Here is a 19,928-nt window from a genome sequence, read left to right on the forward strand (position 1 = left end):
GTGCACGCCCCATGCATGCGTCCGGGCGGCCTTGCTTGACGCTGTGGGACCCCACGGGTATATGGCCCGCCTTCACAGCGTCTCACCGCGGCAACCACTTGTCCCTCGACGCGCGCACCCTCCGGCCCGGAGACGGCCACTATCCCGAGCGCCTGGCGCGCCTCGCGGACGCGCCTCGCGAGCTCCGGGTGCGCGGCGAGCTGGGGACGGCGGCCTGCAGCGTCGCGCTGGTGGGCGCCCGGGCGACCGACGAGTACGGCGAGCTGCTGGCCCGCGACCTGGCGGCCGGGCTGGCGCGGGCCGGGGTGTCGGTGATCTCGGGCGGCGCGGCGGGCGTGGACGGCGCGGCCCACCGCGGCGCGCTCGAGGCCGGGGGCCACACCGTCGCGGTGCTGGGCACCGGCGTGGACGTGGCCTACCCGGCCCAGAACCGCGCGCTCTTCGCGCGCATCCTGGAGTCGGGCGGGGCGCTCGTGTCGGAGCTGCCGGACGGGAGCCGCGGGCTTCCGTACCACTTCCCGGCCCGCAACCGGATCATCGCGGCGCTGGCCGACGCGGTGGTGGTGGTGCGGGCGCGCCAGGGTAGCGGCTCGCTCATCACCGCGTCCTGGGCCCGCGCGCAGGGCGTGAAGGTGTTCGCGGTGCCCGGCGACGTGCGCGACGCGCTGTCCGCGGGGCCGCTGGCGCTGCTGCGCGAGGGCGCCGCGGTGGCGGCGAGCGCCGCGGACGTGCTGGCGGGGCTGGGCCTCGCGGCGCCCGCGCCGGTCCAGGCCTCGCTGCCCGCGCTCGACGACCGGGGCTCGGCCCTGCTCCGGGCGCTGGGGCGGCGGCCGCGCCACGCCGACGAGCTCGCCCGCGAGGCGGGCATCCCGGTGGGAGCCGCGCTGGCGGGGCTCCTGACGCTCGAGCTGGAAGGTCTGTGCGAGCAGCGGCCGGGCCATTACTTTCTGCGCCGCAGTCGAGAGGGGATCTAGAGGATGGCGAGAGAGCCGAAGACGGGCGTGGCCGCGGTGAAGAAGGCGAAGGCCGCGGCGGCCCCGAAGGAGGCGGCCGCAGCCGCAGGGGCGGACGCGCCGAAGGCCCCCCGCCGCGCAGCGCGCAAGACGTCCACCGGGACCAGCCTGGTGGTGGTGGAGTCGCCCGCCAAGGCGAAGACCATCAAGAAGTACCTGGGGCGGTCGTTCGACGTGAAGGCGTCGGTCGGCCACGTGAAGGACCTGCCCAAGTCGAAGATCGGCGTGGACGTCGAGAAGGGCTTCCTCCCCGAGTACGACGTCATCAAGGGGAAGGCCAAGGTCCTCTCGGAGATCAAGCGCGCCGCGCGGACCGCCGACCACGTCTTCCTCGCGACCGACCCCGATCGCGAGGGCGAGGCCATCGCCTGGCACATCTCCGAGGAGCTCGGCGCGGAGGGCGGCGACGCCCGGGTGCGCCGCGTGCTCTTCAACGAGATCACCAAGACGGCCATCCAGAAGGCCATCGAGAAGCCGCTCGACCTCGACCGCAAGAAGTTCGACTCGCAGCAGGCCCGCCGGATCCTCGACCGGCTCGTCGGCTACCAGATCAGCCCCATCCTCTGGAAGAAGGTCCGCCGCGGCCTGTCCGCCGGGCGGGTGCAGTCGGTGGCGGTCCGCCTGGTGGTGGAGCGCGAGCGCGAGATCGAGGCGTTCGTGCCGGTGGAGTACTGGTCGCTCGACGCCGACCTCGCCGCCCAGGTCCCGCCCGACTTCCGCGCCAAGATCTTCAAGGTGGACGGCCAGAAGGCCGACCTGAAGCAGGGCGAGGAGACGCAGGCGCTGGTGAAGGACCTGGAGGGCGCCCGGTTCGTGGTCGCCTCGGTGGACCGCAAGGAGCGCAAGCGCAACCCGCCGCCGCCCTTCACCACCGCGAAGCTGCAGCAGGAGGCGGCGAACCGCCTCGGCTTCAGCCCGAAGAAGACCATGACGCTGGCGCAGCGCCTGTACGAGGGCGTCGAGCTCGGCGACGAGGGGGCCATCGGCCTCATCACGTACATGCGCACCGACTCGGTGCGGCTCGCCACCGAGGCGGTGGACGCGGTGCGCGCCCACATCCAGCAGGCGTACGGGAAGGACCACCTGCCGGAGCAGGCCAACGTCTACAAGACCAAGGCGAAGGCCGCGCAGGAGGCGCACGAGGCGGTGCGCCCCACCTCGCTGGAGTGGACGCCCGATCGCGTGGCGCCGTTCTTCGACGAGATGGGCGAGCGCGACATGTACCGGCTCTACGAGCTCATCTGGAACCGCTTCGTGGCCTGCCAGATGGTCCCGGCCGTGTACGACCAGACCTCCGCCGACATCGCCGCCGGCCGCGCCGTGTTCCGGGCCACCGGGTCGATCCTCAAGTTCCCCGGCTACCTCGCGGTCTACGGCGCGAAGCCGCCCGAGGAGGAGGCCGGCGCCGAGGAGGAGAAGACGAACGGCGACGCCGCCGAGCCGGCGGCCCGCGCCGAGGACCGCCAGCTCCCGCCGCTCGAGGCCGGGATGGAGCTGCGCCTGCTGAAGCTGCTGCCCGAGCAGCACTTCACCCAGCCGCCGCCGCGCTTCAACGAGTCCTCGCTGGTGAAGGAGATGGAGGAGCGCGGCATCGGCCGGCCCTCCACCTACGCGGCCATCCTCGACACGATCCAGGAGAAGGGCTACGTCGAGAAGCTCGAGAAGCAGTTCAAGCCGACCCACCTCGGCGTGCTGGTGACCGACGAGCTGGTGCGGGCCTTCCCCCGCGAGATGGACATCGCCTTCACCGCCGGGATGGAGGAGAAGCTCGACGGCATCGAGGAGGGCAACGCCGGCTGGCAGCAGGTGCTGGAGGAGTTCTACTCCAAGTTCAAGGAGGACCTCGCGAAGGCGGACGAGGCCATGCGCAACGTGAAGGCGCAGGCCATCGAGACCGACATCACCTGCGAGAAGTGCGGCCAGCACAAGATGGTCATCAAGTGGGGCCGCAACGGCGAGTTCCTGGCCTGCCCCGGGTACCCGGAGTGCCGGAACACGATGAACTTCCGGCGCGAGGACGGGAACATCGTCCCGGAGAAGGAGGAGGACGTCCCGGTCGAGGACAAGTGCCCGGAGTGCGGCGCCGACATGGTGATGAAGCGCGGCCGCTTCGGCCGGTTCCTCGCCTGCACCCGCTACCCGGACTGCAAGGGCACCAAGCCCGTCTCGATCGGCGTGACCTGCCCGAAGGGCTGCGGCGGCTACATCAGCGAGAAGCGCTCCCGCCGCGGGAAGACGTTCTACGGCTGCTCGTCCTACCCGAAGTGCGACTTCGTGGCCTGGGACCGCCCGCGCAACGAGACCTGCCCGCAATGCGGCAGCGCCTACCTGCTCGACAAGTACTCGAAGAAGACCGGGCCGTTCGTCGCCTGCCCGAACAAGGAGTGCGGCTACCGGCGCGAGGCCGAGCCGCGCGAGGGCGGGGCGGGGGCGGCGCGCGCCGAGCCGGCCAAGGCGTAGCGAGCGCAGCGCCCCGGGGCCGCCGCGGACACGCGAAGGCCGGCGCCGGGGCTCCCCCGGGCCGGCCTCCGGCGCGCCCGGCCTCACATCGTGGGCGGCTCGCCCTGGAGCGCGAACTGCGCCCGCTCGCGGCGCTGCGCGCACTCGGTGCAGAGCAGCGCGTAGGGCAGGGCGGCGAGGCGGCGCGGGTCGATCTCCTGCTCGCAGTCGCGGCAGATGCCGTACTCCCCCGCGTCCACGCGCGCGAGGGCGGCGTCGATCAGCAGCAGCTCCCGGCGCTGGTTCTCGCCGAGGCGCGCCAGCGTGTACTGCTCGTGCTCGGCCTGCGCGCCCTCCTCGAACTCGGGATCGCGGTCCGCCGCCCGCAGCGCGTCGAGCTCGGCGCTCGCGCGTCGCGAGGTCTCGAGCAGCGTGCGGCGCCGCCGGAGCAGCTCCGCCCGCAGCGCTCCAAGGTCCCTGTCGCTCACGTTGCGTTCCTTTCGCAGCGGGGATAGATGGAGCGCGCCCGGCCCGGCCATCCCCTCCGCCGCCGCCTCGTCCCGGGCCGTGCGCGCTCCTCGTGACGTTGCGCACCCTCCGGGCGCGCGGCCAGGACGGTCGGCCGGACGAGGCGACGGAGAGCGCCTGCAGGGCAGGCGACCAGCCGGGGCACGGCGGAGACGGAAGGGGCGCATGGGCGACACGCGGGTGACCGTGATCGGGGGGGGCCTGGCGGGGAGCGAGGCGGCGTGGCAGCTCGCGCGCGCCGGCGTCGCGGTCGAGCTGGTCGAGATGAAGCCCGAGCGCCGCTCGCCGGCGCACGTCCTGCCCGGCCTGGCCGAGCTGGTCTGCTCCAACTCGCTCCGCTCCGACAACCCGCACAACGCCGTCGGCCTGCTCCACGAGGAGCTGCGCCGCCTCGGCAGCCTCGTGCTCGGCTGCGCGGACGCGACGCGCGTGCCGGCCGGCGACGCGCTCGCGGTGGACCGGGAGCGGTTCAGCGAGGCGGTCACGGCGCGGCTCTCGGGCGACGCCGCCGTGCGGATCGTCCACCGCGAGGTGGAGGACCTGCCGCCGCCCCCCGGGCTGGCGGTGATCGCCACCGGCCCGCTCACCGGCGACGCGCTCGCGGCGCGCCTCGCCGAGGCCACCGGCGGGCGGCTGCACTTCTACGACGCCATCGCGCCCATCGTGGCGGCGGAGTCGATCGACCGGAGCATCGCGTACGCGCGCTCCCGCTACGGCAAGGGGAGCGGCGACGACTACCTGAACCTGCCGCTCGACGAGGCGCAGTACCACGCGTTCGTGGAGCGCTGCTCCAGGGCGAGAAGGTGCCCGCGCACGGGTTCGAGGAGCCGCGCTACTTCGAGGGCTGCCTGCCGATCGAGGTGATGGCGGAGCGCGGGACGGAGGTCCTCGCCCACGGCCCGCTCAAGCCGGTGGGGCTCGAGGACCCGCGCACCGGGCGCCGGCCGCACGCGGTGGTGCAGCTGCGCCGCGAGGACGTCGAGGGCACCGCCTGGAACCTGGTGGGCTTTCAGACGCGCCTCACCTGGCCGGAGCAGCGCCGCATCTTCCGCGCGTTCCTCCCCGGCCTCGCGAACGCCGAGTTCGTCCGGCTCGGCCAGATCCACCGCAACACGTTCGTGGACGCCCCCCGCGTCCTCGCGCCGGACCTGTCGGTGCGCGCCGCCCCGCACCTGTTCCTGGCCGGGCAGATCACCGGGGTGGAGGGGTACGTGGAGTCGGCCGCGTGCGGGCTGATGGCGGCGCGGGCGGTGCTGGACCGGCTGGCGGGCCGGGCCTTCCGGCCGCCGCCCGCGGCGACCGCCCTGGGCGCCCTCCATCGACATCTCACCGGCGAGGCGCATCCGCCGGGGTACGATTACCAGCCGACGAACGTGGTCTTCGCGCTGTTCCCCCCGCTCACCGGGCGCTTCCGCGGCAAGGCCGGCCGCAAGGAGGCCCACGTGGAGCGGGCGCGCAAGGAGCTGGCACCGTGGATCGACACCGCACCGCCCACCGCCGTCCCCGTTCCCGCCGCGGGCTGACCCGCGCCGCCGCGCTGGCGCTCGCGCTCGCCGCCGCGTCCTGCACCGCGAAGAAGGAGCCGGAGGCCGCCGGCGGGGGCGCGCCGGGGCGCGCCCTGCTGCGCGGCCCGGTGCGCGCCGTGAAGGCCTCGGCCGACGGCGCCTGGCTGGCGGTGCTCGAGGGCTGCAACGAGGCGCGCGGCCAGTTCCTGCCGCCGCGCACCGCGAGCTGCGACCTGCGGCTGGTGCCGAGCGCGGGCGGGGAGGCGCGCCGGGTGGCGGGCGCGGTCACCACGCTCCCGCACGGCCTGCTCTGGAGCCCCGCCGGCGCGACGCTCGCGGCGCTGGGCGAGTACGACTACCCGGCCGCGCGCGGCACGCTGGTGGTGGTGCGGGCGGGCGGGGCGCCGCGGACGCTCGGGACGGCGGTGTCGTTCGCCGGCTTCGCGCCCGGGACCGAGGACCTGCTGTTCGTCGCCGACGGCCGGCTGCTCGTGTCGCGCGGCGGCGGCGAGCCCGAGCCGGTGGCGGGGCTGGACCGGGTGGGCTCGCTCGAGGCCGGGCCGGGCTGGGGCGGCGGGGAGGGGCCGGCGCTGCTGGTGCGCCAGGGCGCGTCGGCCGGCGCGGCGCTGTCGGCCGTCGGGGCGGACGGGCGGGCGCGCCGCGTGGCGGAGCGGAGCGGGGACTACGCGCTCGCGCCGGGCGGCGCGTACGCGTACACCGTGCAGGACGGGGGCGGCTACGCGCTCCACCTGGCCGGCCCGCGCCAGGCCGTGCTCGGCAAGGACGTGCAGGTGTTCGCGTTCTCGCGCGACGGCCGCGCCCTCGCGTTCCTGGCGGACGCGACCCCCGGGAAGCAGGGCGACCTGCACCTGGCCCTGGTGGCGAAGCCCGGCGACGCGGTGCTCGCGCGCGAGGTGGGCGAGCTGCGCTGGGCGCAGCGGGCGCCGCGGCTCGCCTGGCTGGAGCGGTTCGACGCCCGGGTCCGGTCCGGCACCGCCGGCGCGGGCGGGCTCGACCTGCCGTCGCGCACCTACGGCGCGAACGTGACCGACCTCGAGCTCTCCGCCGACGGCAAGCGCCTCGCGTTCCTGCAGCACACCACCCGCGGCGGCTACTCGGTGGACCTCATGCTCGCGCAGCTCGACGCGCCCCCGGGCACCGCCGCGGTCCAGGTGGCGCAGGGCGCGTTCGGCTTCTCCTTCTCGCCGGACGCGCGCTGGCTCTACTACCGGACCCGCTGCGTCCGGAACGGCGAGGGCTGCGACGTGGAGCGCATCCCGGCCGAGGGGCTCGCCGCCGGCGCGAAGCCGGAGCGGGTGGCGGACGGGGCGAAGAGCTTCGAGTACGACCCGCGCGATCCCGGGCGGCTGCTGGTCACCTGGCAGCGCATGGACCGCGACGCGCTCGACGTCGCCGTCTGGAAGGACGGGAAGCTGACGCGGGTGGACACCTACGTGCTGCCCGGCTCGGCCCAGTTCCTCGGCCCGGACTCGCGCCGCCTCGCCTACGCCGTCATCCACGAGAAGCGCCAGGGCGCCTACGTGGCCGAGCTGCCGCGGTAGCCGCCCGCCAGGAACTGTCGCCCGGGGCCGCGCGGTGGTAGGCGATCCCCGATGACGCCCGACGCGGCCGCCCCGACCGAGCTGCCGGAGGAGCTCCGGCGCTTCGACGCGTACCTCGCGTCGGAGAAGCGGGCCTCGCCGCACACGCGCAAGGCGTACCAGGTGGACCTGGCCCAGTACGCGGCCTACCTCGCCGACCAGGGACAGCCGCTCGTGCCGTCCTCGCCCGCGCTGGTGCGCGGCTTCCTGGCGCGCCAGGCCGGCGCCGCCGGGGCGGTGAGCCTCGGCCGCAAGCTCTCCGCGCTCCGCTCGCTCTACCGCTTCCTGGTGCGCGAGGGGCTGGCGCCCGGGAACCCGGCGCGCGCGGTGGCCAGCCCGAAGCGGCCGAAGCGCCTGCCGGAGGTGCTGCCCGAGGAGGAGGTCGCGGCGCTGGTGGAGACGCCGGACGCCGACACCGAGGCGCCGCTCGCGCTGCGCGACCGCGCGTTCCTGGAGCTGCTGTACGGGAGCGGGCTGCGCGTCTCCGAGCTGACCGGCCTCGACCTCGAGGACCTCGACCTCGCCGGCGGGCTGGTGCGCGTGCTCGGCAAGCGGAACAAGGAGCGCATCGTGCCGTTCGGCGCCCCGGCCGCGGAGGCGCTCCGGCGCTACCTGGACGGCGCGCGACCGGTGCTGGCCGCGGGGCCGGACCACGCCCGCGCCGGGGAGGCGCTGTTCCTGAACTTCCGCGGCGGCCGCCTCACCAGCCGCTCGGTGGCGCGCCGCCTGGACGGCTGGGTGCTCGCCTCCGGCCTGCCGCGCCACGTGCACCCGCACGTGCTGCGCCACTGCTTCGCCACGCACCTGCTCGGGAACGGCGCCGACCTGCGCGGCATCCAGGAGCTGCTCGGGCACGCCTCGCTCTCCACCACGCAGCGCTACACGCACCTCGACTGGAAGCGGCTCGCGGCGGTCTACGACGCGGCCCACCCGCGCGCGCGGGCCGGCGCGGCGGGCGGCGCGGGCGCCGGCCCCGGGGACGGCGGGCGCGGCGCGGCACCCGGCCGCAGCGCCCGCGGCGGGCGCGGCGCGCGCTGACGCCGGACCTCGGGCGCGGGCGACCCGCCGTGAATCGTTGCCCCCCGGGCGCGGCCGCGCTACCTCTCGGGCATGCGCCCCATGCACGGAACGACCGTCCTCTGCGTGCGCCGCGAGGGCAGGGTGGTGATCGCCGGCGACGGCCAGGTCACCCTGGACAAGACCGTCATGAAGGCCACCGCCCGCAAGGTGCGGCGGCTGGGCGAGGGCCAGGTGGTGGCGGGGTTCGCCGGCGCGACCGCCGACGCGTTCCAGCTCTTCGAGCTGTTCGAGAAGAAGCTGAAGGAGCACGCGCGCTCGCTGCCGCGGGCCTCGGTGGAGCTCGCGAAGCAGTGGCGCACCGACCGGATGCTGCGCCGGCTGGAGGCGCTGCTGGTGGTGGCCGACCGCGAGCACGTGCTGGTGCTGTCCGGCGCCGGCGACGTCATCGAGCCGGACCCGGTGGCGAACGGGGCCGCGGCGGCGATCGGCTCGGGCGGCCCCTACGCGCTGGCCGCGGCCCGGGCGCTGCTCGCCCATTCCACGCTGGACGCCCGGCGCGTGGCCGAGGAGGCGATGAAGCTCGCCGCCGAGATCTGCATCTACACGAACGGCAACCTCACCATCGAGGAGCTGTGATGGCGCCGAGCGCGAAGCCGCGGACCTCACGCCGCGCGAGATCGTGGCGGAGCTGGATCGCTACGTGGTCGGCCAGGCGCAGGCGAAGCGCGCGGTCGCGATCGCGCTGCGCAACCGCTGGCGCCGCCAGCGCGTCGGCCCGGAGCTGCGCGACGAGATCCTGCCCAAGAACATCATCATGATCGGCCCCACCGGCGTGGGGAAGACCGAGATCGCGCGCCGGCTGGCGCGGCTCGCGGGCGCGCCGTTCGTCAAGGTCGAGGCGTCCAAGTTCACCGAGGTCGGCTACGTGGGCCGCGACGTGGACTCGATGATCCGCGACCTGGTCGAGGCGGCGGTGAAGCTGGTGAAGGAGGAGGAGATCGCGAAGCTGCGCGAGCGCGCGCGCGAGGCGGCCGAGGAGAAGGTCCTCGACGCGCTCGGCTTCGGCTCCGGGTTCGGCCTCGGCTTCCGGAACCCGTTCGGCGGGCGGGGCGCGCAGGCCGAGGAGCCGCAGGCCGCGCCGGCGTCGCACCCGGCCGGCTCCGCGGCCGGCGCCCGCGACAAGGCGCGCGCGCAGCTCCGCGCCGGCACGCTCGACGACGACCTGGTGGAGGTCGAGCTCTCGGAGCGCTCCATGCCGGTGATGCCGTTCATGGGCCCGGGCATGGAGGACATGGCGCAGGGCCTCCAGGACATGGTCCAGAACCTGGGGAACAACCCGCTGCTCGGGATGCTGGGCGGCGGCGGCCGCAAGCGGAAGCGCAAGGTGAAGGTGAAGGAGGCGCTCGAGCTGCTCACCGACGAGGAGGCCGCGCGGATGGTGGACATGGAGCGCGTGACGCGCGAGGCGCTGGATCGCGCGCAGAACGCCGGCATCGTGTTCATCGACGAGATCGACAAGATCGCCGGCGGCGAGGGCGGCGGCGTGCGCGGGCCGGACGTCTCGCGGGGCGGTGTGCAGCGCGACCTGCTGCCCATCGTCGAGGGGTCGAACGTCAACACCAAGTACGGCGTGGTGAAGACCGACCACATGCTGTTCGTGGCGGCCGGCGCGTTCCACGTCGCCAAGGTGTCCGACCTCATCCCCGAGCTGCAGGGGCGCTTCCCCATCCGCGTGGAGCTGGAGCCGCTCACCCGCGAGGACCTGGTGCGCATCCTCAAGGAGCCGCGCAACAGCCTGGTGCGGCAGTACACCGCGCTCCTCGCCACCGAGGGCGTGGACGTGCAGATCCGCGACGACGCCGTGGACGAGATCGCGCGCATCGCCGCGGAGGTGAACGAGCGCATGGAGAACATCGGCGCGCGCCGCCTCCACACCGTGATGGAGCGCCTGCTGGACCAGCTCTCGTTCGAGGGCTCGGAGCTGCGCGGGCAGCGGATCGTGGTGGACGCCGCCTACGTGCGCGACCGGCTCCAGGGCATCGCGCAGGACGAGGACCTCTCGCGCTACATCCTGTGAGGCGCGGGCCCTCGCGGATCTGGAACTCTCCGCCGCCCGGCTGCTATAAGCGCGGAATGACACGCAACGAGTCGATCGCCCAGCGCGCGCAGAAGGTGCTCACGCCCAACTACCGGCAGCAGCCGGTGGCCATCGCGCGCGGCGAGGGCGTCCGCGTCTGGGACGCCGACGGCAACGAGTACCTGGACTTCCTCGGCGGCGTGGCGGTGGACGTGCTCGGCCACTGCCACCCGGCGCTGGTGAAGGCGCTCGAGGAGCAGGCCCGCACCGTCTGGCACGTCTCGAACCACTACTTCATCCCGCGCCAGGTCGAGCTCGCCGAGGCGCTGCTGGCGGTGACGCCCTGGGCGTCGCGCGCGTTCTTCTGCAACAGCGGCGGCGAGGCGAACGAGGCGGTGCTGAAGCTCGCGCGCAAGTACCACCACGACCGCGGCCACCCCGAGCGGAACGTCATCGTCTCCTGCACCGACTCGTTCCACGGCCGGTCGCTCTTCACCGTCACCGTGGGCGGGCAGGAGAAGTACCAGGTCGGCTTCGCGCCGCTCGTCCCCGGCGTCCGCCACGTGAAGTACGGCGACCTCGCCGCGCTCGAGGCGGCGCTCGACGACACGGTGGCCGCGTTCATGGTCGAGCCGATCATGGGCGAGTCCGGCGTGGTCCCGCCGCCGGAGGGCTACCTGCGCGCCGTGCGCGAGCTGACGCGGAGGAAGGGCGTGCTGCTGTGCCTCGACGAGGTGCAGACCGGCATGGGCCGCACCGGGAGGTTCTGGGCGCACGAGTGGGAGGGGATCACCCCCGACCTCATGTCGAGCGCGAAGGCGCTCGGCGGCGGGTTCCCCATCGGCGCGATGCTCGCGACCGAGGAGGTCGGCCAGCACCTCACCCCGGGCAGCCACGGCACCACCTACGGCGGCAACCCGCTCGCCTGCGCGGTGGCGCTGGCGGTGCTGGCCGAGCTGAGGGGCGGCGTGCTGGAGCGCTCGCGCGAGGTCGCGGCGCGGCTCCGCGCCGGCCTGGAGGCGCTCGCCGCCGGCGGCCGGGTGGCCCGGGTCCGCGGCCGCGGCATGCTGCTCGGCGTCGTCGTGCAGGGCGTGGCCGCCGCCGAGGTGATGAAGGCCGCCCGCGCCCGCGGGCTGCTCGTGAACGCCATCGGCGACGACGTGCTGCGCCTGGCCCCGCCGCTCAACCTGACCGCCGCCGAGGCCGACCTGGCCCTGGAGCGGCTCGGCGCGGCCCTGGCGGCGGCGCCCGCGAAGCCCTGAGAGAGGACCCCGATGGCCACCTCGCCTCGCGAGAAGCGCGACTTCCTCCGCATCACCGACCTGGACCGCTCGGAGCTGCTCGAGCTGGTGGAGCGCGCCGCGGAGTGGAAGCTCCTCGGCAGGGGCGGCCCGCGCCCGCTGGAGCGGCGCACGGTCGGCCTGGTGTTCGAGAAGGCCTCCACCCGCACCCGCGTCTCGTTCGAGGTGGCCGCGAACCAGCTCGGCGCGGGCGCGATCATGCTCTCGCCGCGCGACACGCAGCTCGGGCGCGGCGAGCCGATCCGCGACACCGCCCGCGTCCTGTCGCGCTACCTCGACTGCCTGGTGGTGCGCACCTACGGGCACGACAAGATCGAGGAGATGGCGCGCTACGCCGGGGTGCCGGTGGTGAACGCGCTCACCGACGCCTCGCACCCGTGCCAGGTGCTGGCCGACCTGCTCACCGTCACCGAGCGCTTCGGGTCGGACGCGCTCACCAAGCCCGGCCTGCGGGTGGCCTGGGTGGGCGACGGCAACAACATGGCCAACAGCTGGCTCGAGGCCTGCGTGCTGCTCGGGTTCGAGCTGCACCTCGCCTGCCCGGCGGGCTACGATCCGGACGCGGCGCTGCTCGCCCGGGCCGCCGGGCGCGCGAAGGTGTTCCGCTCGCCGGCCGAGGCGGTGGCGGGCGCCCACGTGGTGAACACCGACGTCTGGGCCAGCATGGGCCAGGAGCAGGAGGCGGAGGAGCGCCGCCGCCGCTTCGAGGGGTTCATCGTGGACCGGGCGCTGATGGCCCAGGCGCGGCCGAACGCCGTCGTGCTCCACTGCCTCCCGGCGCACCGCGGCGAGGAGATCACCGACGAGGTGCTGGAGGGGCCGCAGTCGGCGGTGTTCGACGAGGCCGAGAACCGCCTGCACGCCCAGAAGGCGCTGCTCGAGCTGCTGCTCGCGGGCCGGTGACTGGCCGCCGGGACGGGCCCCGGCGCGTGTCCGGGGCCCGTGGGGCGGGCGCGCGCGCCGGAGCGGATTTGACCCCCTGCGGTCCCGGTCGTTAATCTCGGGGCCGCCGAGGTGCGGGCGGGGGGAAACGGTTGAGCGTGGATCGATACAGCGGCTTCGCGTTCGATCCGGCGGATCTCCAGGAGGACGTGGACCTCGACGCCGAGCGGCGCCGCGAGATCCTGTTCGCCGAGGGGAGCCTGCCGCGCTGGACGCACTGGGACGTCCTGGGCCTGGCCTGGAACGCGCCGGTGGAGGCCGCGCGCGCCGCGTACCTCGAGAAGGTGAAGGTCTTCCATCCGGACCGCTACCCGGGGAAGCGGCTGGGCAGCTACCGCGCGGCTGGAGAAGGTCTTCCGCCGGCTCACCGAGGCGCGCGACGTGCTCTGCGACGAGGCGCGGCGCGCCGCCTACGCGCGGCAGACCGCGCCCGCCGACGAGTTCGCGCGGATGGAGCTGCGCAAGCTGGAGGACGAGCGCCGCTCGGCGGAGCGCCGGGCGCGGCTCGCCCGGCAGAGCCCGCTGGTGGCCCGCGCCGGGCGCGTGGCCGACCTGGTGCGGCGGGGGAAGGAGGCCCTGCAGGCCGGGCAGGTGGCGCAGGCCGCGAACGACCTGGTGCTGGCGCAGGGGATGGACCCGCAGAACGCCGAGGTGGCCGCGCTCGCGGCCGAGGCGCGGGGGCGGGCGGCGGTGCAGCGCGCCGGCGACGCGTACGAGCGCGGGCTGGCGGCCGAGGCCATGGGCGCGCCCGCCAGGGCGCTCGCGGCGTTCCGCGAGGCGCTCGAGGCCGACCCCCGCCACGCGCGGGCGGCCGCGGGCGGGGCCCGGGCGGCGCTCGCGGCCGGCGACGCGGTCGCCGCGCGCGAGCTGGCCGAGGCGGCGGTCCGCGCCCAGCCGTCGGCCGGGTTCGCGCACGAGGCGCTGGGGCTGGCGCTGGAGGCCCAGGGCGCGCGCAAGGAGGCCCGCCGCGCGCTGGAGCGGGCGGTGGAGCTGGACCCGAAGCTGGAGCAGGCGCGCGAGCGGCTGAAGCGGCTGCGCTGGAGCTTCCTCGGATGAGCGCGAGCGAGCCCGTCATCGGCATCGACCTCGGCACCACCAACTCGGTGGTCGCCACCGTGCAGGACGGCGTCCCGCGCGTCATCCCGGGCCGGAGCGGCCAGCTCCTCACGCCGTCGGTGGTGGCGTTCGCGCGCAACGGGAAGCGGCTGGTCGGCGCGCTCGCCAAGCGCCAGGCCATCACCAACGCCGAGGACACCGTCTTCGCGGCGAAGCGGCTCATCGGCCGCCGCTGGGGCTCGAAGGAGATCGAGGACGCGCGCCGGGTGCTGCCGTACGGCTGGTGGCCGGGCCGGAGGGGCACGACGTCCGCGTGGAGCTGGGCGGGCGGACGCTCACCGTGCAGGAGATCTCGGCCATGGTGCTGGCCGAGCTGCGGGCGGACGCCGAGGCGTGGCTGGGCCAGCCGGTGAGCCGCGCCGTGATCACCGTCCCGGCCTACTTCAACGACGGCCAGCGCCACGCCACCAAGGACGCCGGGCGGATCGCCGGGCTCGAGGTGCTCCGCATCATCAACGAGCCCACCAGCGCCGCGCTCGCGTACGGCTTCGGCAAGCAGATCGAGCGCAAGGTGGTGGTCTTCGACCTGGGCGGCGGCACGTTCGACGTGTCGGTGCTCGACATCGGCAAGAGCGTCTACGACGTGGTGGCGGTGGGCGGCGACACCTACCTCGGCGGCGAGGACTTCGACCGCCGGGTGATGGACTGGCTCACCTTCGGCTTCGCCAAGGAGAACGGCGGGATCGACCTCCGCCAGGACAAGATGGCGCTCCAGCGGCTGCGCGACGCCGCCGAGCGGGCCAAGTGCGAGCTGTCCTCGCTCCCGTCCACCGCCATCCACCTGCCGTTCCTGGTGGGGGGCGGGGAGGGCAAGAGCGCCCTCCACCTCGACCGCCAGCTCTCGCGCGAGAAGCTGGAGGAGCTCACCAAGGACCTGGTGGACCGGTGCATCGCGGTCACCGAGCGCACGCTGCGCGACGCGGGCGTGCGGCCGTCGCAGGTGGGCGAGGTGCTGCTGGTCGGCGGGATGACCCGCATGCCGCGGGTGCAGCAGGCGGTGCGCGAGTTCTTCGGGCGCGAGCCGTGCCGCGGCGTCCACCCGGAGGAGGTGGTGGCGCTGGGCGCGGCCATCCAGGCGCAGGCGCTCTCCGCGCCGCACGCCGGCGCCGAGGTGCTCCTGCTCGACGTCACCCCGCAGAACCTCGGGCTCATGGTGGTGGGCGGCTACTTCCAGACCGTCATCCCGCGGAACACCACCGTCCCCACCAGCCAGACCCACCTGTTCACCACGGTGCAGGACAACCAGACCTCGGTGCGCATCGCCGTGCTCCAGGGCGCGAGCGAGCGCGCCATCGAGAACGAGCTGCTGGGCGAGTTCGTGCTCGACGGCATCCGGCCGGCGCGCCGCGGCGAGGTGGAGATCGAGGTCACCTTCGAGATCAGCGCCGACGGCATCGTGGGCGTGTCGGCCCGCGACGTGGCCACCGGCCTGCAGCAGTCGATCTCGGTGACCGCCACCTCCGGCCTCACCGAGGACGAGATGCGGCACATCCTCGACGAGCAGATCGACGAGCTGCTCGAGCGCAAGCAGACCGCGCGCGAGTTCGAGGCTCGGCGCGACCGGGTGCTGGCGCTGGTGCGCGAGATCGAGGCGCTCGGCCCGGAGGTGCACGACGCGCTGGAGCGCACCCGGTTCGGCAAGGACGCGGTGCTCAAGGCGGAGGGGGTGCTCGCCCGCGCGCGCACCGCCGTCGAGGCGCGCGACCTCGCCGCGCTCGCCGCCGAGGAGGAGCCGCTGGAGCGCACGCTGCAGCTGTTCAAGGGCCTGGCCGCCACCGCGCGACCCGGGGCGAGGTGAGCCGTGGCGGACGTGAGCGAGCTCATCGACCGCGGCATCAAGGCCTACGTGGCGGGGCGGGTGGGCGAGGCGCTGCGCTCGTTCCAGCAGGCGCTGGAGCGCGACCCCGGCAACCCCAAGGCGCGCTCGTACCTGTCCCTGCTCGGCGGCGGGATGCCCGGCGGCGCCACGGCGGAGCCGGTCCCGCTCCCGCCCCCCGCCGCGGCGCCCGGGCACTCGCCCTGGGACGCGCTGCCCGCCGCGGCCGAGATCATCGAGCTGGAGCTGGACCCGGAGGGTGGCCTGGATCTCGACGCGGTGGCGGAGAAGTCCGACATCCGCCCGCTGGTGCCGGCGAAGTCCGCGCCCGGCGAGTCCCCGGGCGGCCGCGACGTGGAGGTCTGGATGCAGGCCGCCCGCGAGCTGTTCGCGCTGGGCGACTTCACCGGCTCCCTGGAGCTCATCGAGAAGATCCTGCAGGTGGACCCGGACCACCGCGAGGCGCGCGAGTACCTGCGCCAGAACGAGGCCACCCTCATCGCGATGTACGAGTCGAAGCTCGGCCCGCTCGGCGGCGTCCCCCGGCTCGCCATCAAGCCGGAGGAGATCATGTGGCTGAACCTGGACCACCGCGCCGGCTTCCTGCTCGCGCAGATCGACGGCTTCGTGGACTACGAGGCGCTGTTCGCGCTCTCCGGGCTCCCGCGCCTCGACACGGCCCGCATCCTCGCGAACCTGATCGCGGACGGGGTCATCACCGCCTGAGCGTCAGTTCCGGATGATCGCGGTCCAGACCCCGCGCACCACGCGCTCGCCGCGCTGGTTGCGGGTCTCGGTGGTGACCTCGAGGAAGTCGAGGCTGCCCCGGTCCTGGATCCGGGTGATCTCGCCCTCGGTCTCGAGCACGTCGCCGGGGCGCACCGGCGCCTCCAGCTCGAAGGACTGCTCGGCGTGGACCAGGCGGAGCACGTTCACGCCCAGCTCCGGGTCGGCGCAGGCGTTCGCGAACGGCTGGATCGCGAACGCGGCCGCGAAGGTGGGCGGCGCGACCAGCCCGCCGTGCGGCGAGGCGGCGGCCGCGGCCTCGTCCCAGGTCCAGGGGTGGGCGCGCTCCGGCGCCACCGAGAAGACCCGGCCCGGCACGCCGCCGCCGGTGGCCGAGGCGAAGTCGCGGATCTGCTCGGGACCCACGGTGAAGCGGTACGGGCCGTAGCGCCGGCCGAGGTGCTTGCGGTCGATGGGCACGCGGTCACCCCTCCCCGAGGTGGCCCTCGGCCACCGCGCCCTTCAGGACCTCCTCGCCGCGCTGGTTCGTCGCCTCCAGCTCGAGCGCGATCCGGGGGCCGTCGAGCGCCACGCACCGGCCCTGGAACCGGATCACGTCGCCCACCTGCACCGGCTTCGTGAAGCGGGCCCGGATCCGGCGCAGGCGCGCCGGATCGCCGAGGTACGCGACGCACGCGTCGGACAGCCACGAGAACGTGCACATGCCCTGGAGGATCGCGCCCGAGTAGCCGGCGGCGCGGCCCACCTGCGGGTCGATGTGGATCGGGTTGAAGTCGCCGGAGGCGGCCGCGTAGTAGATCGGCCGGTACGAGTCCACCTCCCGGAACGCTTCGAAGGTGTCGCCCACGGTGAAGTCCTGGAGGCGTTTCATCCCTCCCGTGTAAGGGAGGTCCGGGCGGAGCACAAGCCCGCGCACCCCCTCGGAATCACGACGCGGGGCGTCACCGCGCGGGCGCGCGGGCGGCGGGATCAGGCGGCGCCGGACGCGGGCGGGGCTGGCGGATCGAGCGGGTCGTCGGCCTCGCCCGCGAGCTGCGCCAGCTCGGCCTCGCGCCGCTTCTCGAACGTCCCCTGCACGAACTCGATGAGCCGGTCGAGGTAGCTGGAGATGGGCGGGCAGCGGAGGCCCGTGCCGTCGAGCAGCTCGAGCAGGTTGCGGCAGTTGTAGATGGCCAGGTGGTTCACGTACTCGATGGCCGGCCGGTGCACGCGCGAGAGCCGCTCCAGCAGCGGCAGCTGGAGCAGCGCCTGGAGCACGCGCGCCGGGACCGACACCGAGGGCAGGCGCTTGCCCGCGTGCGCGGCGATGAGCTCGTACACGCGCCGGGCGGAGAGCGGCGACGGGTCCACCAGGTGCACGGTGCGGCCCGCCGCGGCGGGCGCCTCGCCGATGGCCACCGCCGCGTTCACCACGAAGTCCACCGGGACCACGTTGAGCGGCGCCACCGCGTCGCCCGGGAGCGGCAGCGGGACCGCCAGCGGCGACGCCACCAGCAGGATGGCGAGCGCGTAGGGGCCCTCGAACCGGTCGATCTCGCCGGTCCGCGAGTCGCCCACCACGATGCTGGGGCGGTAGATGGTCGCGGGCAGCTCCGACTGCGCCGCGCGGACCAGCAGCTCGCCCTGGTACTTCGTCTCCTCGTAGGCGTTGTGGAAGCGCTGGCCCATGGCCAGCTCGTCCTCGAGGATGACGCCCACCCGGTCGCCGGAGACGAACGCGGTCGAGAAGTGGTTGAGCCGCCGCAGCCGGCGGGCCGCGCGGCCCAGCTCCAGCACGTTGCGCGTGCCCTCGAGGTTCACCCTGCGGAACTCCGGGCGCGACGCGCCCAGCCAGGTGCGCGCCGCCAGGTGCCAGACGTCGGTCACCTCGCGGGCGAGCGCCTTCCACTCGGCGCCGGCGAGGCCGAGGTGCATCTGCTCGACGTCGCCCTCGAGCACCTCGGCCCGCTCCGCGCCGAGCGCGCCCAGGTCGGCCCGCGCCGCGGCGGCGTTGCGCGGCTGGACCAGCAGCACCACGCGGTCCTCGCCGCGCAGCGCGTCCTCGAGGAGGCGGCGCACCAGCCGCTTCCCGATGAACCCCGGGTACCCCGTGACGAAGTGGACGCGCGCGCCGGCCCCCATGCGCGGTCAATAGCGCACGGGGGGCGCGTTGGGAAGCCTGCGCCCCCGGCCCGCCCGGAGGTCCGCCAGCAGGCGATCGGCCTTGCCCGCCAGCGCCTCGGGGGCGCCCGCGTTCTCGACGACGAAGTCGGCGCGCGCGGCCTTCTCGTCCACGGGGAGCTGCGCGGCCAGGCGCGCGTCGGCCTCCGCGCCGCCGAGCCCGTCGCGGCGGATCAGGCGCTCGCGCTGCAGGTCGCGCGGGGCCCACACCACCACCACCGCGTCGAGCAGGGCCTCCAGGCCGACCTCGTAGAGCAGCGGCGTGTCGTAGAACGCGAGCGGGTGGCCCTGCGCGGCCAGGCGGGTCGTCTCCTCGCGCATGGCGAGGCGGACGGCCGGGTGGGTGATGGCCTCGAGCCGGCGCCGCGCCTCCGGATCGGCGAACACGCGGGCGCCGAGCGCCTTGCGGTCGAGCGCGCCGTCCGGGCGCAGCACCTCCGCCCCGAAGGTGCGGGCGATCTCGGCCAGCGCCGGCGTCCCGGGCTCGACGGCGGCCCGCGCCAGCGCGTCCGCGTCCACGACCGGCGCGCCCCGCGCGCGCAGCAGCGCGGCGAAGGTGCTCTTGCCGGTGGCGATCCCGCCGGTCAGGCCGATGACGCGCACGCCGCCTCAGCGGGCCGTGGCGGTCTCGGCCGCGGCGGGCTTCGCCGACGCGGGCGCGGCCTTCTGCCGTCCCGCCGCGAACGCGAGCGCCTCGACGCTCCCGTCCTTCGCGAAGTACACCGTCACGCCCTGCGCCGGGTACAGCCAGACCTTCTGGAACGTGTCCTCCACGAACGTCTTCTGCGTGGGCTTCCCGTAGGTCCCCTCGATGGTGTCCGCGTCGAGGGCGACGGTCAGGAAGATCGTGATCTCCTGGACGGTGCCGGCCGCGTCGAGGTGGAACTGCGCCTGCTTGGTCCCCTCCAGCGCCTGGTCGCCGTAGTAGGCGAGGACGGTGCGCGCCCCGCGGCGGGTACGGGCGGTGGGCTCGCCGAACTTCCCGACCACCTCGGCCTGCGCCGTGACGCCCGGGGTGACGCCCTTCCACGGGCGTGCGGTGGCGGAAACGGGGCCGAGGGCGAGGAGGATGGCGGTCGAGAGCCAGACGAGGCGCATGGCGCATTATACTCCGGCCCCCGTGCTCCCCGCCCTCCGCCTCCCGCTCCTCGCCGCCGTCCTCGCCCTCCCGCCCGCCGCGCGCGCCGCAGGCGACAAGGTGGGACCCGAGGCGTGCAAGGCGTGTCACCCGTCCGCGTACGAGCGCTGGCGGGTGAGCCCGCACGCGCGCGCGCTCGAGGTGCTGCCGGCGGAGCGCCGGGAGGACCCGCGCTGCCTCTCGTGCCACGCGCCCGACCGCGAGGACGGGCTCGCCGGCGTCTCCTGCGAGACCTGCCACGGCCCGGGGCGCGCCTACGCGGCGGATTACGTCATGCGCGATCGCGAGCTGGCGCGCGCCGTCGGCCTGGTGGACCCGGGCCCGAAGACCTGCCTCGCCTGCCACACCGACTCGACGCCGAGCCTGCTGCGCTTCGATCCGAAGCGGAAGCTGCCGCTCATTGATCACTGGACCCCGCATTGGACCCCGGCGCCCGGCGACGCCGCCGTGCCGGCGGGTCCCCGCGCGCCGGCGCGGCCAGCCCCGGCCCCCGCCCGCCGCCCCGGCGGCCGCTAGGAGCCCGAC

At 75.0% G+C, this 19,928-nt stretch carries 17 protein-coding genes and 2 pseudogenes; 13 read left to right on the top strand and 6 right to left on the bottom strand.

All coding sequences use genetic code 11. The features are described 5' to 3' along the window. Positions 1 to 98 precede the first annotated feature (98 nt). Together dprA and topA are read left to right on the top strand one after the other, a co-directional pair. Positions 99 to 974 (top strand): DNA-processing protein DprA, encoded by an 876-nt coding sequence (gene dprA, locus ACOQFB_RS07105; protein ID WP_421609712.1) that lies wholly within the window; start codon positions 99 to 101, stop codon positions 972 to 974. Positions 975 to 977: 3 nt separating this feature from the next. After that, entirely contained in the window at positions 978 to 3,473 is a 2,496-nt protein-coding gene (gene topA, locus ACOQFB_RS07110) for a type I DNA topoisomerase (protein WP_421609711.1), read from the top strand. Positions 3,474 to 3,556: 83 nt separating this feature from the next. Here topA and ACOQFB_RS07115 read toward each other — a convergent pair whose 3' ends face one another. Next, positions 3,557 to 3,991: a TraR/DksA family transcriptional regulator gene (locus tag ACOQFB_RS07115; protein WP_059438475.1), complete on the bottom strand. Its 435-nt coding sequence runs from the start codon at positions 3,989 to 3,991 to the stop codon at positions 3,557 to 3,559. A 154-nt stretch (positions 3,992 to 4,145) separates the two neighbouring features. Between ACOQFB_RS07115 and trmFO the strand changes: the two are divergent. From trmFO to ACOQFB_RS07165, 10 genes and pseudogenes are all read left to right on the top strand, one after another. Next, positions 4,146 to 5,503 (top strand): annotated as a pseudogene (gene trmFO / locus ACOQFB_RS07120) (methylenetetrahydrofolate--tRNA-(uracil(54)-C(5))-methyltransferase (FADH(2)-oxidizing) TrmFO). Beyond that, positions 5,452 to 7,047: a TolB-like translocation protein gene (locus ACOQFB_RS07125; protein ID WP_421609710.1), complete on the top strand. Its 1,596-nt coding sequence runs from the start codon at positions 5,452 to 5,454 to the stop codon at positions 7,045 to 7,047. Before trmFO ends, ACOQFB_RS07125 begins: the two are co-directional and overlap by 52 nt. 51 nt (positions 7,048 to 7,098) lie before the next feature. Then, entirely contained in the window at positions 7,099 to 8,124 is a 1,026-nt protein-coding gene (gene xerC, locus ACOQFB_RS07130; protein ID WP_421609709.1) for a tyrosine recombinase XerC, read from the top strand. A 72-nt stretch (positions 8,125 to 8,196) separates the two neighbouring features. Continuing rightward, complete coding sequence (gene hslV / locus ACOQFB_RS07135; protein ID WP_059436308.1) at positions 8,197 to 8,742, top strand: ATP-dependent protease subunit HslV; 546 nt, start codon at positions 8,197 to 8,199, stop codon at positions 8,740 to 8,742. Positions 8,743 to 8,785: 43 nt separating this feature from the next. Then, entirely contained in the window at positions 8,786 to 10,183 is a 1,398-nt protein-coding gene (gene hslU, locus ACOQFB_RS07140) for an ATP-dependent protease ATPase subunit HslU (RefSeq protein ID WP_494492517.1), read from the top strand. Positions 10,184 to 10,239: 56 nt separating this feature from the next. After that, positions 10,240 to 11,445: an acetylornithine transaminase gene (locus ACOQFB_RS07145; protein WP_059436310.1), complete on the top strand. Its 1,206-nt coding sequence runs from the start codon at positions 10,240 to 10,242 to the stop codon at positions 11,443 to 11,445. Positions 11,446 to 11,457: 12 nt separating this feature from the next. Further along, positions 11,458 to 12,387 carry an ornithine carbamoyltransferase gene (argF, locus tag ACOQFB_RS07150; RefSeq protein WP_059436311.1) on the top strand — a complete coding sequence of 310 codons (930 nt, stop codon included), beginning with the start codon at positions 11,458 to 11,460 and terminating at the stop codon, positions 12,385 to 12,387. A gap of 420 nt (positions 12,388 to 12,807) precedes the next feature. Next, positions 12,808 to 13,482 (top strand): tetratricopeptide repeat protein, encoded by a 675-nt coding sequence (locus ACOQFB_RS07155; protein WP_494492518.1) that lies wholly within the window; start codon positions 12,808 to 12,810, stop codon positions 13,480 to 13,482. Next, a pseudogene (gene dnaK, locus ACOQFB_RS07160) lies at positions 13,479 to 15,340 on the top strand (molecular chaperone DnaK). The gene ACOQFB_RS07155 and the pseudogene dnaK overlap by 4 nt, the downstream one beginning before the upstream one ends. A gap of 3 nt (positions 15,341 to 15,343) precedes the next feature. Next, entirely contained in the window at positions 15,344 to 16,084 is a 741-nt protein-coding gene (locus ACOQFB_RS07165; RefSeq protein WP_421609707.1) for a tetratricopeptide repeat protein, read from the top strand. A 3-nt stretch (positions 16,085 to 16,087) separates the two neighbouring features. Here ACOQFB_RS07165 and ACOQFB_RS07170 read toward each other — a convergent pair whose 3' ends face one another. The 5 genes from ACOQFB_RS07170 to ACOQFB_RS07190 form a co-directional block, all read right to left on the bottom strand. Then, entirely contained in the window at positions 16,088 to 16,564 is a 477-nt protein-coding gene (locus tag ACOQFB_RS07170; RefSeq protein WP_059436315.1) for an FAS1-like dehydratase domain-containing protein, read from the bottom strand. A gap of 4 nt (positions 16,565 to 16,568) precedes the next feature. Further along, a complete protein-coding gene (locus tag ACOQFB_RS07175) occupies positions 16,569 to 16,976 on the bottom strand; it encodes a MaoC family dehydratase (RefSeq protein WP_059436316.1) in 408 nt (135 codons plus the stop codon). 98 nt (positions 16,977 to 17,074) lie between these two features. Beyond that, positions 17,075 to 18,226, bottom strand: a complete 1,152-nt coding sequence (locus ACOQFB_RS07180) for an SDR family oxidoreductase (protein ID WP_059436317.1) — start codon at positions 18,224 to 18,226, stop codon at positions 17,075 to 17,077. Between the two features lie 6 nt (positions 18,227 to 18,232). After that, positions 18,233 to 18,868, bottom strand: coding sequence for a dephospho-CoA kinase (gene coaE / locus ACOQFB_RS07185; RefSeq protein ID WP_059436318.1), 636 nt, complete (start codon positions 18,866 to 18,868; stop codon positions 18,233 to 18,235). Between the two features lie 6 nt (positions 18,869 to 18,874). Next, entirely contained in the window at positions 18,875 to 19,363 is a 489-nt protein-coding gene (locus tag ACOQFB_RS07190) for a hypothetical protein (RefSeq protein ID WP_059436319.1), read from the bottom strand. A 22-nt stretch (positions 19,364 to 19,385) separates the two neighbouring features. Here ACOQFB_RS07190 and ACOQFB_RS07195 point away from each other — a divergent pair, with 22 nt between their 5' ends. Continuing rightward, positions 19,386 to 19,919: a cytochrome c family protein gene (locus ACOQFB_RS07195; RefSeq protein WP_421609706.1), complete on the top strand. Its 534-nt coding sequence runs from the start codon at positions 19,386 to 19,388 to the stop codon at positions 19,917 to 19,919. Positions 19,920 to 19,928: the final 9 nt, after the last annotated feature.

Origin of the sequence: Anaeromyxobacter sp. Red801 (assembly GCF_049201065.2) — a bacterium.
GTDB lineage: Bacteria > Myxococcota > Myxococcia > Myxococcales > Anaeromyxobacteraceae > Anaeromyxobacter.

Bases quoted from the DNA above. Each gene is read 5' to 3' on its own strand.
- topA (WP_421609711.1), top strand. From the start codon at position 978: ATGGCGAGAGAGCCGAAGACGGGCGTGGCCGCGGTGAAGAAGGCGAAG.
- ACOQFB_RS07115 (WP_059438475.1), bottom strand. From the start codon at position 3,991: ATGGCCGGGCCGGGCGCGCTCCATCTATCCCCGCTGCGAAAGGAACGC.
- xerC (WP_421609709.1), top strand. From the start codon at position 7,099: ATGACGCCCGACGCGGCCGCCCCGACCGAGCTGCCGGAGGAGCTCCGG.
- hslV (WP_059436308.1), top strand. From the start codon at position 8,197: ATGCGCCCCATGCACGGAACGACCGTCCTCTGCGTGCGCCGCGAGGGC.
- ACOQFB_RS07145 (WP_059436310.1), top strand. From the start codon at position 10,240: ATGACACGCAACGAGTCGATCGCCCAGCGCGCGCAGAAGGTGCTCACG.
- argF (WP_059436311.1), top strand. From the start codon at position 11,458: ATGGCCACCTCGCCTCGCGAGAAGCGCGACTTCCTCCGCATCACCGAC.
- ACOQFB_RS07175 (WP_059436316.1), bottom strand. From the start codon at position 16,976: ATGAAACGCCTCCAGGACTTCACCGTGGGCGACACCTTCGAAGCGTTC.
- ACOQFB_RS07180 (WP_059436317.1), bottom strand. From the start codon at position 18,226: ATGGGGGCCGGCGCGCGCGTCCACTTCGTCACGGGGTACCCGGGGTTC.
- ACOQFB_RS07190 (WP_059436319.1), bottom strand. From the start codon at position 19,363: ATGCGCCTCGTCTGGCTCTCGACCGCCATCCTCCTCGCCCTCGGCCCC.